This is a genomic window from uncultured Erythrobacter sp. (assembly GCF_947492365.1).
In the GTDB taxonomy this organism is placed as follows: domain Bacteria; phylum Pseudomonadota; class Alphaproteobacteria; order Sphingomonadales; family Sphingomonadaceae; genus Erythrobacter.
Genome location: NZ_CANLMB010000002.1, coordinates 264153 through 277822, shown reverse-complemented (window position 1 = coordinate 277822; position 13670 = coordinate 264153). Strand labels below are relative to the sequence as shown.

Annotated in this window: 14 protein-coding genes and 1 tRNA gene; 4 read left to right on the top strand and 11 right to left on the bottom strand. The window is 58.8% G+C overall.

Translation table 11 applies throughout. The features are described from left to right. The first annotated feature begins 111 nt into the window (after positions 1–111). Positions 112–1227, top strand: a complete 1116-nt coding sequence (locus Q0887_RS12675; protein WP_363317675.1) for a tyrosine-type recombinase/integrase — start codon at positions 112–114, stop codon at positions 1225–1227. 610 nt (positions 1228–1837) lie between these two features. On the opposite strand, the gene Q0887_RS12670 is transcribed toward Q0887_RS12675, so the two are convergent. The 8 genes from Q0887_RS12670 to Q0887_RS12635 form a co-directional block, all read right to left on the bottom strand. Next, complete coding sequence (locus Q0887_RS12670; RefSeq protein WP_299195949.1) at positions 1838–2062, bottom strand: hypothetical protein; 225 nt, start codon at positions 2060–2062, stop codon at positions 1838–1840. Continuing rightward, positions 2059–5187 (bottom strand): CusA/CzcA family heavy metal efflux RND transporter, encoded by a 3129-nt coding sequence (locus Q0887_RS12665; RefSeq protein WP_299195947.1) that lies wholly within the window; start codon positions 5185–5187, stop codon positions 2059–2061. The genes Q0887_RS12670 and Q0887_RS12665 overlap by 4 nt, the downstream gene beginning before the upstream one ends. Positions 5188–5201: 14 nt before the next feature. Then, positions 5202–6443, bottom strand: a complete 1242-nt coding sequence (locus Q0887_RS12660) for an efflux RND transporter periplasmic adaptor subunit (RefSeq protein ID WP_299195945.1) — start codon at positions 6441–6443, stop codon at positions 5202–5204. Beyond that, positions 6440–7672, bottom strand: coding sequence for a TolC family protein (locus Q0887_RS12655; RefSeq protein ID WP_299195943.1), 1233 nt, complete (start codon positions 7670–7672; stop codon positions 6440–6442). The genes Q0887_RS12660 and Q0887_RS12655 overlap by 4 nt, the downstream gene beginning before the upstream one ends. A 63-nt stretch (positions 7673–7735) precedes the next feature. Then, complete coding sequence (locus Q0887_RS12650) at positions 7736–8095, bottom strand: hypothetical protein (protein WP_299195941.1); 360 nt, start codon at positions 8093–8095, stop codon at positions 7736–7738. Further along, positions 8095–8760 carry a methyltransferase domain-containing protein gene (locus tag Q0887_RS12645; RefSeq protein WP_299195940.1) on the bottom strand — a complete coding sequence of 222 codons (666 nt, stop codon included), beginning with the start codon at positions 8758–8760 and terminating at the stop codon, positions 8095–8097. The genes Q0887_RS12650 and Q0887_RS12645 overlap by 1 nt, the downstream gene beginning before the upstream one ends. Next, the gene (locus Q0887_RS12640) at positions 8757–9140 is read right to left on the bottom strand and encodes a DUF3703 domain-containing protein (RefSeq protein ID WP_299195938.1); all 384 of its coding nucleotides are present in this window, start codon (positions 9138–9140) and stop codon (positions 8757–8759) included. Before Q0887_RS12640 ends, Q0887_RS12645 begins: the two co-directional genes overlap by 4 nt. Next, positions 9133–9753: a cation transporter gene (locus tag Q0887_RS12635; RefSeq protein ID WP_299195936.1), complete on the bottom strand. Its 621-nt coding sequence runs from the start codon at positions 9751–9753 to the stop codon at positions 9133–9135. The genes Q0887_RS12640 and Q0887_RS12635 overlap by 8 nt, the downstream gene beginning before the upstream one ends. A 67-nt stretch (positions 9754–9820) precedes the next feature. Between Q0887_RS12635 and Q0887_RS12630 the strand changes: the two genes are divergently transcribed. Beyond that, positions 9821–10252: a helix-turn-helix domain-containing protein gene (locus tag Q0887_RS12630; RefSeq protein WP_299195934.1), complete on the top strand. Its 432-nt coding sequence runs from the start codon at positions 9821–9823 to the stop codon at positions 10250–10252. Positions 10253–11101: 849 nt separating this feature from the next. Here Q0887_RS12630 and Q0887_RS12625 read toward each other — a convergent pair. The 3 genes from Q0887_RS12625 to Q0887_RS12615 form a co-directional block, all read right to left on the bottom strand. Further along, the gene (locus Q0887_RS12625; RefSeq protein WP_299195932.1) at positions 11102–11620 is read right to left on the bottom strand and encodes a hypothetical protein; all 519 of its coding nucleotides are present in this window, start codon (positions 11618–11620) and stop codon (positions 11102–11104) included. Further along, positions 11617–12366 (bottom strand): hypothetical protein, encoded by a 750-nt coding sequence (locus Q0887_RS12620; protein ID WP_299195930.1) that lies wholly within the window; start codon positions 12364–12366, stop codon positions 11617–11619. Before Q0887_RS12620 ends, Q0887_RS12625 begins: the two co-directional genes overlap by 4 nt. A gap of 125 nt (positions 12367–12491) precedes the next feature. Next, a tRNA-Arg gene (locus Q0887_RS12615) sits at positions 12492–12568 on the bottom strand. A gap of 158 nt (positions 12569–12726) precedes the next feature. Here Q0887_RS12615 and Q0887_RS12610 point away from each other — a divergent pair. Both Q0887_RS12610 and Q0887_RS12605 read left to right on the top strand, forming a co-directional pair. After that, positions 12727–13125, top strand: coding sequence for a hypothetical protein (locus Q0887_RS12610; RefSeq protein ID WP_299195928.1), 399 nt, complete (start codon positions 12727–12729; stop codon positions 13123–13125). A gap of 45 nt (positions 13126–13170) precedes the next feature. Next, complete coding sequence (locus tag Q0887_RS12605) at positions 13171–13662, top strand: MmcB family DNA repair protein (protein ID WP_299195926.1); 492 nt, start codon at positions 13171–13173, stop codon at positions 13660–13662. The last annotated feature ends 8 nt before the right edge of the window (positions 13663–13670 follow it).

The following is a 13670-nucleotide window of genomic DNA, read 5'->3' as shown; positions in this document are numbered from 1 at the left end:
TGTATCTGCTCATCCCCATATGTATTCCATACGCATTCCATACGGAACGGAATGAAGGAACTAGCAGTGGCATTGGATCTGAGCAAAGTCGGCAACCGGGAGCGCTTAAAAGTGCAACGCGAACCTCATTGGCAAAGGCTGCGCGCCGGATGCTTCCTTGGCTTCCGTGCTTCCAAGCGCGGCGGCAAGGGAACTTGGATCGCTCGCGTCTATGACGAGGACACGAACAAGTATCAGGTCAAGTCGCTTGGCGATTTCGGGACGCTCCCCGGTAACGAGATGTTCGCGGCGGCAAAGAAGGAAGCCGAGAAGCTTGCCGAGCTTGTGGAATCGGGCGGCGAAATCCGCGCCAAGATTGAGACGGTAGCCGATGCCTGCCGTGAGTATGCCAAGAGCCGCCCAGAGGCGGAGCAGCGCTTCAGGCGCTACGTCTATGAGGATTCAATTGCCAAGGTGAAGCTGGACAAGCTCCGCCGTCGTCACGTGAAGGAATGGCGGGAGCGGCTGGCGGCGCAACCGGCACTGGTGAGCCGACGCAAGAAGGGCAATCCAATTGAGCGCGAGCGGGCACCCTCGACCGTCAATCGTGACATGGCAGTCCTGCGAGCAGCCTTGAGCAAGGTCCTGTCTCCCGGCGCACCGAATAGCGAAGCGGCTTGGCAGGAAGCCCTAAAGGCTATCCCCAACGCCAATGGACGCCGTACGCTCTATCTGGACCGCACACAGCGCAAGAAGCTAATCCAAAACACCGATGCAGAGGCAGCACCCTTTGTCCGCGCTCTATGCCTTCTACCGCTCCGCCCCGGCGCTATGGCGGCGCTTACGGCTGGCGACTTCGACAAGCGCACGGCGGAGCTGACAATCGGCAAGGACAAGACGGGAAAGCCGCGCCGGATCCAGTTGCCACAAGAGGCAGCACAATTGCTCGCCAAGCAGGCCAAGAACAAGTTGCCAGGCGCACCGCTCTTCATGCGCGCCATCGGCAAGGCATGGGACAAAGACAGTTGGAAACGGCCCATTGCAACCGCCGTGACCGCTGCCGAGTTGCCAGCCGATACCACCGCCTACACTTTACGGCACAGCACCATCACTGACCTTGTGAGCGCAGGCCTTCCGCTTCTGACGATCGCGCAGATTTCCGGTACGAGCGCCGAAATGATTGAGCGACACTACGGCCACCTTGCCAGCGATGCAGCGGTGAAAGCACTTGGGGAGTTGGCGCTGTGAGCGAAAGCGCTGCCTGCCATCCTCAGGCACAGAGGAAGTGCATGTGAAGCTGATAACACTGTGGAGCCACTACCTTGATCAGCCCCGCGAGTGCGCGAAATTTGTGCCTATCAAGGCAGCGAACCGCCGACGGTTTGCGCAAAAATTCGCAACTCTTCTGCGACCCGCCGCAGCGCGTGAAAATATCTCTTTATTGTAGTTAGTTATCGCAAAGTGAGTTGTCTGCGGTTCGGCGCAAACCCGCTCTACTCGTGGACGGGTTGATTCCGCCCAAAACGCTATTTCAATTACAAAACATACCCTTACATCCCGAATTCGCGGGGTACGGTGTGCTCGCCAGATTCGACTTGCGCGCGCTTTCCCCTCGGTTTGTAGACACCTCGGATCAACCATTCTGGAAAAACCCTGTGCTGCAAGAGCCGCGCGGCGATTGAGCGCAGCAAATGGCCGATTTACGCCCCATCCAGGACATAGCCATTCAAGATCTTAATTCCCGAAAGCAGGCACTCTCCAAGGCCATTTCGGCTAAGGAGAAAGACAACGATATAGTTACAGTTTGATCCTTCGTCACAGAACCGAGTCCGAAAGAATGTGGGGCCCAAGTTTGGTCCTAAACGCTCACTAAGCCAGAAGCAGATTGGGCCGCGCGCTTCTTCGATCGCGAGTTACGCATCCATGACCGAAGTTGTGCATAGCGTCCGCAATCAGCGATAACGAACCCCGAGACTATCCCGCCGATGATCTGAACAATCGTCAGGCCGACATTGACGAAGACCGCCCAGACAAGCCGGACATCGCTCATGGACTCGCTATCGTGATCGTGTCCCGCGCTCATTGCGTCTCCTTTGAACCGCTGTTTTCACGCCGATGCACCAGAAGATAGAGTGCGGGAAGCACCAGCAGCGTCAGCATGGTCGAAGTCAGAACACCCCCGATCACCACCGTAGCTAGCGGGCGCTGGACTTCCGATCCGGCGCCCACGTTCAGGGCCATGGGAACGAAGCCGAGCGAAGCGACGAGCGCGGTCATCAGCACTGGGCGCAGGCGCGTCAGGGCTCCGTGGCGGATCGCTTCGAGCAATGCTTCGCCGCGCTGGCGAAGGTCGCTGATGAAGGACAGCATCACCACGCCGTTGAGAACCGCCACGCCGGACAGGGCGATGAAGCCGACACCCGCCGAGATGGAAAACGGTATATCCCTCAGCGCAAGCGCAGCAACGCCTCCGGTCAACGCCAACGGAACGCCTGTGAAAACGATACCCGCATCACGCCATGACCTGAACAGTGTGTATAGCAGGCCGAATATCAGCAGCAGCACCAGCGGAACCACGATGGATAATCTGGTTGTGGCAGATTGTAGCTGTTCAAATGTTCCGCCATATTCGACGTAATATCCGCTTGGCAGCTCAACTTTGCTGTCAACACGGGCTTGCAAATCCTCAATGAAGCTCCCGAGATCGCGGTCGCGGACATTCGCAGTGATCACCGCGCGCCGCTTCCCGTTTTCCCGGCTGATCTGGTTCGGTCCGGCAGCCAGCGTAATATCCGCAAGTTCTCCCAAAGGTACGGATGCGCCGTTCGCCAGTGGCACGGGCAGATTGCTCAGCCGGTCAAGATCGGTGCGCAGGTCTTCGGGCAGGCGCACGACCACCGGGAAGCGCCGGTCGCCATCGAATATCTGACCAGCCTGCTGCCCGCCGGTGGCGGTTGCAACGATATCCTGCACGGTAACCATGTTCACGCCGTAGCTGGCGAGCATATCACGGCGGGGAACGATCGACAGCACCGGCAGTCCGGTAACTTGCTCAAGTTTCACATCGGCGGCACCAGGAATGCTTCCAACGATTTCCTCGAGGTCCTGCCCGCTGGCAATAAGCTGATCGAGATCGTCGCCGAACAATTTGACAGCGACATCAGCGCGAACGCCCGCGATCAATTCATTCATCCGCATCTGGACGGGCTGTGTAAACTCATAATTGTTGCCCGGAATCAGGGCGACCGCCTCGTTGAGTTCATCCACGAGCTGCTCACGCGGTTTTCGCGGGTCGGGCCATTCTGCGCGCGGTTTGAGCATGATGAAATTATCAGCCACCGATGGCGGCATGGGATCAGTCGCCACATCGGGTGTGCCGATTTTGGCGAAGACCCGTTCCACCTCGGGGAATTGCCGGATGCGCTCTTCCAGCGCTTCCTGCATCTGAATTGATTGCGACAGACTGGTGCCAGGTATGCGCAAAGCATGCATGGCGATGTCACCTTCGTCGAGCTCGGGAATAAACTCGGACCCTAAGCGCGTTGCGCCAAAGCCCGCGATTACGACAAGCAGAACCGCACCTGCCAGAACGGGCTTGGGCCGAGAGAGCACCTTACCAAGCAGCGGCGCATAGCCATTCGAGATCCAGCGCATAAGCCGGTTCTCTTTTTCTTCCACCTTGCCGGTCACGAACATCGCCACAGCAGCCGGAACGAGGGTCAGCGACAGGATCATCGCGGCTGTCAGCGCCAGCACGACGGTAATCGCCATGGGATGGAAGGTTTTGCCTTCAATCCCTTCGAGCGCAAAGATCGGCAGATAGACCACGGTGATAATGATGACGCCGAAAATACTCGGCCTGATGACTTCAGCACTGGCCGAGGCCACGAGACCGAAGCGTTCATCGCGATCGAGCAGCCGCCCGAGACGTTTTTGCTGTTCGCCAAGTCGTCGCAGACAGTTTTCAACGATGATCACTGCGCCATCGACGATCAATCCAAAATCGAGCGCGCCCAGGCTCATCAAATTGGCAGAAGTTCGTGTAGCCAACATGCCTGTCAGAGTCATCAGCATCGCCACGGGGATAACGGCAGCGGTGATCAGGGCCGCACGGAAATTGCCGAGCAACAGGAACAGCACGACGATGACGAGCAACGCGCCCTCGGCAAGATTCTTTTCGACCGTGACGATCGTACGATCGACCAGCTCGGTGCGGTCATAGAGCGGATGCGCGATAATACCTTGGGGAAGCGTGGCGGTAATTTGCTCAAGCCGATCCGCAGAGGCCTGCGCAACAACTCTGGGGTTCTCGCCGGTCAGCATCATCACCGTACCGAGCACGATTTCGCGGCCGTTTTCGGTTGCTGCACCTGACCTCAGTTCAGCGCCGATGGAAATCTCCGCCACATCCGTCACGCGGATCGGAATGCCTCCGCGCGTTGCCACGATAATGCTGCCGAGATCGGCTTCGTTCGCGGCTTGACCAGGCACACGGATCAGGATCTGTTCGCCGCCGCGCTCGACATAGCCAGCGCCTCTGTTGGCGTTGTTGCGTTCGAGCGCTTCGACCACGTCCGATAGTGAAAGGCCCAGTGCGGCAAGTTGCATTGGGTCCGGCGTAACGTGATACTGCCTTTCGTAGCCGCCGACCGTATTGACCTCAGCGACACCGGGAATGGTCCGGAGCTGCGGCCGCACGACCCAATCGGACAATGTCCGCAAATCGGTCGGCGTCCACTCGCTGCCATCGGGTTTACGCGCACCAGGCTCCGGCTCGATTGCGTACATGAAAATTTCACCCAGACCGGTGGCAATTGGCCCCATCTGCGGCTCAATGCCATCGGGGAGCTGGTTTTTGACCTGCTGGATGCGTTCGTTGACGAGTTGCCTCGCGAAATAGATGTCGGTCCCGTCTTCAAACACAACCGTCACCTGACTCAGGCCATAGCGTGAGATCGAGCGGGTGTATTCGAGGTTCGGAATACCCGCGATGGCGGTCTCGACGGGAAATGTGATGCGCTGCTCGGATTCAAGCGGCGAATAGCCCTCCGCTTCGGTGTTGATCTGCACTTGGACATTGGTGATGTCCGGTACGGCGTCAACGGGCAGGCGCAACGCGCTCCACACGCCGAGCGCGCAAAGCAGCATTACGATAGCGAGGACAAACCAGCGCTGGCGGATCGAGAATCCGACGATATTTTCAAGCATGAGCTGCCCCTCCCTTAATGGTCATGGCTTGCGCCGGACTTTTCGACGTCTGCACGCACAAGGAAGGAGCCTTCGGTGACATAAGGCGTCCCGGGTTCAATGCCCGAGAGGACTTCGGTGTACTCGGCACCCCGACGCCCAAGCTGGAGCATCCGCACTTCATATTCATCGCCATATCTGGCGTAGACCACCTGGAAGTCTCTGAAGGGCTGGATTGCTTCGGTGCGAACCGCCAGCGGCACAGTTTCCGCATTGATGATGACACGGCCGCGCATGGTCATGCCGGGCCTGATCCACCCCCCGCGATTGGGGATGGCCGCGCGCACCAGAGCCGTTCCGGCCTGAGGATTGCCCTCGGCCAGATATTGGCCAAGCGTGGTTGCACCGACTGCCCGCCCGTCCTGCGACTGGACCTCGACCCGCATGCCTGGCCGGATGATCCCAAGATCGCGCGGGAAGATATTGAAGACGACCGTTGTCGCTGAGGGATTGGTAATCACATAAAGCGGAGCGTCATGCGTCATGTCGCCGGGGTTACCGCCGCGTTCGGCCACGACCCCGCTTACGGTTGAATAGACCGGATAAATCTGAAGGCTCTCCGACGACTCCATCCGGGCGAGCAATTCGCCGCTGCGCACCGTGTCACCCACTTGCTTGGTTACCGAGACCACGCGTCCGGGAAATTGGCCGCGGATTTCGGACCGTGCTGACGGGTTGAGCTCGACCGTTCCGAAGAGCTCGCGCGTATCGCCAATCGTTGCTGGCCCGGCAGTGGCGATTGCGATCCCGCCCTGCTCGGCGGCTTCTGGTGAAATTGTCGTGCGGCCTTCATGGTTTTCATACGTCCAGCGGCTGCGCTTGCCATCAACTGATGCGACAACTTCGACATCGAAGCTGTGCGGTTCTTCGACGACACCTGCAGCAGCCAGAAAATCATCCTGCGCAGTAAAGGTGAAGCGATCGACTTTGCCGCCGAGGCGCGACAGCGTGATCTGAAGGTTGACCTTGGCGGGATCGAGCTCCTCACCCTGCCAATAGGGATAGACGCGAAACTGCGGCTCTTGCCCGGTTTCGAATATGGTGATTTCAAGCCCAAGATCGCCATCGGTTAGCAGCCTGCCGCCGTGCGGACCTTCAGGTGCTTCGGCGCCTTCGCTGTGTTCTGCCTCGGTGCCATCGGGCGCTGGACTGCAGCCAGCCAGCGGGAGAAGAATAAGCGCGAATGGAACGCAGCGTGCAAAAATTTTCTTGATCATGGGAGATTCTCCGCAGCCACGTCAAAGCGGCCGGTCAGTCGATCGATTTCGGATTGGGCGTCGCGGAACATCGTCATCGCATCGGCCCATTGTTGCTGGACTTGGATGATCGTGTCAGCGGCGTCCTGGACATCGGAAAAGCGGAAGCCTCCGCGATTGTAGCCCTCGCGGACCTGTTCAAGGGTCCGGACAGCTTGCGGATAGACTTCATGCATCAGCCCATCTGCCCGTCTCGCAGCAGCGCTGGCTTCGGCTCGCAAAGCTGCCAGTCGGCGCAATCGCGCGAGGCGGTCGGCTTCCGCCTCGGCCTCCAACCGCCGGCGTTCAGCGCGGGCACGATCGATATTGCCTTCGTTGCGATCAAAACGGCCCAGCGGGATGGAAATGCCTGCGACGAGGGCGACATCGTTGGTTTCCCGAAGAAAACGGATGCCGCCGCCAATCGTGTAATCCTGAGTAGCGCGTGATTGCTCAAGGACCACTTCCGCGCTGGCTCGCGCCACGGCTGCCTCGCGAACATTCGCATCGGCCTGCGCCAGTTCGCCCTGCGAGCTGGCCAGTCTTTCTATGCCATCTGACACCTCAAGCGACTCGCCCTCTCCGCCCCAGAAAGAGGCGAGCAGATTGCGGGCGGCGGCTGATCGGGCCTGAGCTTCTTCAAGCGCGAGTTCAGCCGAAGTGACACGCGTTGCAGCCTGGGTTTCGACAAACAGAGGGTCTCGGTAACCGCGAACGCGGCGCAGGGCTTCCGTTTGCATTTCGCGTTCTGTCTCGAGCCGACGCTCGGCTATCCAGACCATTTGGTCAGCAATTTGAATGTCGATGAAGGCGCGCTGCACTTGCTGCGCCAACTCCAGCCGGGCCAGGCGCGCCTCTGCCTGAGCAAGGTCGAGGCCGCGCGACGCGTATCCCAGCCTGGCTTCGCGCTTGCCGCCACGCTCGATGCGCTGTTCATAGGTCACTGTGACTTCAGGTTGTTCCAGCACGCTAAACCCACCGCTGCCGACGAAATTCTCGGCCTCGACCGACACAGTGGGGTTGGGGCGCACGTCGGCCTGGCGGATTTCGGCACGCGCGGCCTCGACTCTCGCCTCTCTTGCGACCATTTCAGGCGCTGCGGCGACAGCCCGGTCGACCGCTTCGTCAAGTGTCAGCTGCTGAGCCGCAAGCGTTGCGGGCCACAGCCCCGCGACCCCGGCAAACAGGGACACGCAAATTATCGATTTCATTGGGAATCATCCCTTGGCAGATTGCTTCAGAGCGCGCGTTCAGGCCGCGCGCGGCGCAAACAATCAGGCCTTGGGAGGGGTTAGTGGCGGTGCACGCGTAGTCGAGCTAAGCGGAAACGACTTCGAAGGCACCAGACGCGCGCTGGCAAAGTGGTCCGCTGATGCCAGTTTGCCGGGATTGGACGCGGCGGTGCTCGGACAATGGTGATGGCAGCCATGCTGGTCACCTTTTGTTGGGGCTTCCGAACCGCCATCGTCATCATCGCTTTGGGCGTGATACTCGCTGGCATGCGCGGGATCATTTTCATGCGCCTGCGATGGTCCGGCGTGGATGCCGGAAACCAAAATCGCCATCGCGGCGAAGAGAGTGAAAACGAAACGCATGGCGGGCGGATAGCGAAGAAGGCTTGAACTTAAAAGCATTATTGTTTCTCGGACAATGCCGCTTTGCGTTGCCCGACAAAGGAGTAGGCAGCTCCTGCAAGGTGTTCTTCAAACCAGACTTGGTTGGCCGCGTTTCGGGCAGCTACCCACGGTTTAAAGTCCTCGTAGTCTCGGGAAACGCCAAAGGGTTTTGTCACAAGGATGCCTATGCGTAGCACCCATAGCGGCCAGTTTTCCGGGTGTTTCAGTCCCAGCAGACCGATCCGCCCGTCGGGTCGTAGTGAAGCGACGGCCCGCTCGATGATCGCCGGGTAAGCGGGCACCATTTCGAGCCCAAACGTGCTGATAATGGCATCGACTTTTGGCGGAAATTGAAACTCGTTCACATCCATCTGGACGATTTCGACGTTCGTCAGGCCAAGCCTCTCCGCGCGCTCTTTCGCCTTGGTCAGCATCCCTTCCGAAAGATCGAGGAGAATGAGCTTACCCTCGGCTCCAAGTTTTTCTGCGAGATAGGGAAGGTTCGCACCTGTTCCCGCGCACAGATCTACGACATGGTCGCCTGGCTCGATCTGCAAATTTGCCACAAGCTGCGAACGCCATCGATTGGTCCCCACCGCATTGAAGGCCTTGAGGCAGAGATCATAGACCCCCGCGATCCGGTTATAGAGTTTCCTCGTCTCCGCACTGCTCAGGACATTCATCGTGAGCTACCTCCTGTGCCGGGCGACGTGCTTGCAATTAATTCTGATAGATCGGCGGGAATTTCCATCGCTGCAAAGGCGCTGACATTGGAGCGACCAGTATTGCCGATCGGCAAGCGTTCCGAGGCATTGCCCAGTGGCGCGAGCAGCAGTCGGAGAACTTGTCCGCGCAGTTCCGTCCAGTCGTGCTGCCGGAAGGCAAGTGCCAGCATGCGCCAATGCGAGTAGCAATGCGGCTTCAGCCGGGCCTGCGCTACGATATGAGCCCGCTCAAGGTGATACCAGGACCGATCAATCTGCCCTAAATCTTCAGCCGCTTGCGCCGCTTGATATTCGCGAGCCAGAAATGCCGCGATGCGCGAAGGTGTGCGGTCAATCATATTTCAGCTCTCCACGTGCCTGCGCGAACACTTCAGCGCTGCCCCAGATAGCCAGACCGGCCATCAGTCCGGCGACCAGCAGATCAGGCCATGATTGTCCGGTGCCGAATACTCCCAGCGCTGCAGCCAGAACTGCCACGTTGCCGATTGCGTCATTGCGTGAGCAAATCCAGACCGAGCGCATATTGGCGTCACCAGTGCGGAACCGGAACAGCAGCAATGCGACGGCCACGTTCACCAGAAGCGCAAGAGTTCCGATAGCCCCCATGGTTTGGGGCTCGGGGCTTGAACCTACGATGAGGCCGTAAATCGCATAACCGATAACCCACAGGCCAAACGCAAGCATAGTGGCTGCCTTAAGCAACGCGGCTTTCGCTCGCCATGTCAAAGCGAGGCCGGCGACCCCCAAGCTGATTGCGTAGTTTGCCGAATCGCCAAAGAAGTCGAGCGCATCGGCCTGCAGCGCGCGCGAGTCGGCTGCGATGCCCGCGAGTATCTCCACCACGAACATGGCGGCATTCGCGACCAGTGCTATCCATAAGACCAGCCTCCAGCGCGGATTGTTGTGCGCGCTCTGATCATTTTCTGGCGCTTGGCAGCAAGATTTGGCCATGCCACTCTCCTTGAATTGTTCGAGTCGCAAGGGCATATGCACCTTGTAGTAACTACAAGGTCAAGCAATGCGTATCGGCGAGCTGGCGAAAGTCACTGGAACCAAGGCAGAAACAATCCGCTACTACGAGCGTGAGAGGCTGCTGCTGCCGCCGCCAAGGACATCGTCAAATTATCGCGACTACGGGCCAGAAGACATTTCGCGCCTTCGTTTCATAAAGCGTTCGCGCAAACTTGGCTTCTCGATGGCTCAGGTAAAGGAGCTCATGGCGATGGCGGATGATCCCGACCAGCCTTGTGAAACGGTCGACAAGATAGCCAGCGCCCAATTGCGCGAGGTCGAAGCCAAGCTGGCCGATCTCAGAGCACTTCGAAAAGAGCTCACCAAAGTGGTCGAGAGTTGCAAGCACGGCACTGTGGCCGAGTGCAGAGTGATCGAGGTGCTCGCCGGAAGCAGCGCTGCCAACTTGCCGAACTCAAGCGAGCGGGCCGCTGAGTAGCCCAAGTCGCACCCTCCGGCTCAGTGGTTACCGCCCTCGCATCCGCCAAGCTGCCGCTCGAAAAAAACGCCGCACGGGGTAGTTTTGTCCATCTTCGAGATCGCGCAGCTTTCCCGAGCGACTTTGCCCGGTTGGTCGAAGTGATTAGGGGAGCGGGCTACGAGAAACCTGCCGAGAAAATCGAGACCAGAAGCGGCAAACACCCGGTTCTGCTGAGTCATGGAGTCAGGAGCAAACGCGCATCGCAGCGACACGGTCAGGCGCTACCCTATGCCCAGATTCACGCTCTTCCCAGCCAGCAGAGCTCTCCCGATAAAGGCGTCGAGTTCCCTGCGTCAGCTTTAACCTGTTCGCTGCCTACGACCGGACAATCCGCTCTCGGCCCAGAAACAGCCTCAAACGCCAGCTTGGCTCAAAATCCATCGGCACGAAATGGCTTTGTCCCATCAGCATTTTTTCTCGCTTCTCCTGGATCCTTCACCGTAGCTGGAAACAGGAGCACACCCTACCCCGCGATTTCGGGACATAAGCCATTCTAGTTATTGGTGAAATGCGGTTTGGGCGGAATCAACCCGTCTACGAGTAGAGCGGGTTTGCACCGATCCGCAGCCAACTCACTGTACGACAAGTCTCTGAAGTAACGATTAAAATCTGCCAATGTCGGGGAGTTGTCTGCGATCCATGCAATTCGCTTTTCTGAAGAGCCAATTAGCCGTTGCGCAAACTGTAACTTCCAACTGAAACTAATGCCCGGAAGCAGCCTAGCCTGAGAAGAAACGGTCGCCCATCGCATAGGCAACATGCCTTCGCGGGGTAGGACTCGCCAGCTTGAGCATATGCTTCGCGTGATCAATCGTCTTGTGGAGAAGCAAACATGTCGCCTTGAGGGTCCTCAGGCGGAATGTCCAAATTAGCGATCCCACGGACGATAATTCCGGGGGGTGCAAGTGCTCTTATGTCGCTATCGTCAGAAAGGATTTCCTCTGCTCGTGAAGTAGCTGCGATCGCTACAATCTGCTCATCAAACTTTGCTTTGGTACGTGTCGCGCTCGGATTCCGGCTCTTTCGGGTGCGTGCGAGTGCGGCGCATTCGATCGCCGCCATTTCGTCAAATGGTGCAATGCGGACGGCCTTCTTACCGTGGAGGGTAGCAAGCCAGTCGTTGCCGACTGCGTCCGCCCTCGTAAGCATTTCTGCCAATGCTGGCGTCGGTATTACAAGGACGTCGCCACGTTTTGACATCGTATCGAGCAGGTAATCTAAACGCTCCTTGCACTTCGTCACAGGCTGCCCGTCTTCGTCCAGCGGTGCCGGCAAATCCGGATCAATTAAATAGAGCAGCACGGAAGCATCGGTGGCGACAATCAATGCTCGCTCTCCCCACCGTTGCGCTCGGCCAAGAGGTCGCTGTGTGGATCGCGGGACGTCGCCCAGCCGCCCGAACCGATCTTGCGCAATTCCTCCAGAACATCTCTCACAGGAGCCCGATCAAGTTTGCTATCGATGCGGTCGATCTTGAATCGCCGAAGCTCCCAGCGGCCATCGCCATGGCGAAGCCAACTGCCTTCACCATGGAAGCGCACAGTGCCAATTCTAAACAGGGAAGCAAGTTCGCGCCCCATAGCCTCGGGTGCCTCAAGCGAGTAGGTTGCTGTGCCGTCAACAATGCCGACATGCACGGTGGCATCGCGGCCTTCGACACGGACAACTTCACCGTCCAGAGTGCCCATCTGCTTGATCGGCCCATAAGTGAGTTCTGCCGGTCTATCCCGGCCTTGAAAGTCGACACGGATTACGTTGCCGTCTCCGCCGATCAAACTCCCGGTGGCATTGTCGGCCCGGAGCATATCGTCCAGCCGGTTATAGGCGTTCCGTGCGCCTTTCGAACCCTCGCCCGCCGCAACAGAGCGCACGCGCTTCTCTACCTTTGGCAAAGCCGCAGTATCGATCTTCGCATGGACTACGGTCGAACTCTCAGTGAGCCGATCGAAGTGCACTGCACTCTTCTCGCCCAACAGATCGCCCAACGCGACCAGGTATTCCCCAAGTCGCTCCATCGGTATGTCGCCCGGTTTATAGCTACCGGCGATCCGGAAGGTGAATTCATTGGCCATCGGTCGATCTCATGATGAGTCGTTACATTAAGAAAGTCGATAGAAAATGAATGCGCGACAGACCCTATGTTTTCCATACTCATTCCATACGGAACAAGTGGCGCTTCGCTAAGTCATTGAAAAAATGGCGCACCCGACAGGATTCGAACCTGTGACCTCTGCCTTCGGAGGGCAGCGCTCTATCCAGCTGAGCTACGGGTGCGGGTCGCGGCATGGATGCGTGCGATGGGCGGCGCTTAGCAAGCCTCTTGGCGGCGCGCCAGTCGAATTATCCGGAGTAACCTTCAACCGGATGGAGAATTTCGATTGGTCGGGCGGAGCTTAACCAATCGGCAAGAGCGACGTTCTAACTTACCAATCATGTCAGCACTTCCTCCTGAACAGATGCGCACCATGCGCGATGCCGCTTCCCGGGCAAGCGAGCCAGCCGGTTCGCTCGCACAGAAATGGCGCGATCTCCATGCGAGTGCCGAGCAGCTTGCCGGCTTGGCGCGCCTTTCGGCTGAACCGTTCGACGCAAGGCTTGCGGCCTTTCCCGATCTGCTGGCGGATGCGGGCGAATGGCAGCGCGATCTGGCCTCGCAAGGGCTTGAGGATATCGACGCGATGATGCGGCCCGGTCTGGCAGCTCTCGGCACAGTTACTGCGCGCGGGCTTGACGCGAGCGCTCCCGCGCAGGCTTTGTGGCGGGAATTCCACCATGCCCGCGAAGCCGTGCTGTCGCTGGTCCAGCCTCAAATCGGGGTCGCAGCCGCTTAAGCCAACCCGCTTGACTGTGTTCGTGCTATGTTCCAATTGTGGGGCATGCAGGACGCCGCTTCCAAACTTGATTCGACCCAGCCCCTGCCGATCGCAGCCGATGTTGCGCGCGGGATCACGCGACTGTTTGCGCGCAATGATATCTGGTGTCTTGCCGAAGTCCCGCTCAAGAACAATCGCCGCGCCGATTTGATGGGCGTGGATGCCAAGGGTCTGATTGTCATTGTCGAGATCAAGGTCGCGCGAGGCGATCTGCTGGGCGATAGCAAGTGGCCCGATTATCTTGATTTTTGCGACCGTTTCTATTGGGGCGTGCCGCCGGGACTTGATCGGGCGCCACTGGAAACCGAGGCCTACCAGCCGGACAAGTGCGGAGTGATCGTTGCTGATGGATACGACGGAGAGATCCTGCGTCAGGCTCCGCTTGATCCGCTCGCTGCCGCGCGGCGCAAGGTTCAGGTGGAAAGACTCGCGCGTATTGCGATGCGGCGGCACACCGCGCTGCTCGATCCCGATTGCGGGAAAATCGGCGGATAGGGCAGTGC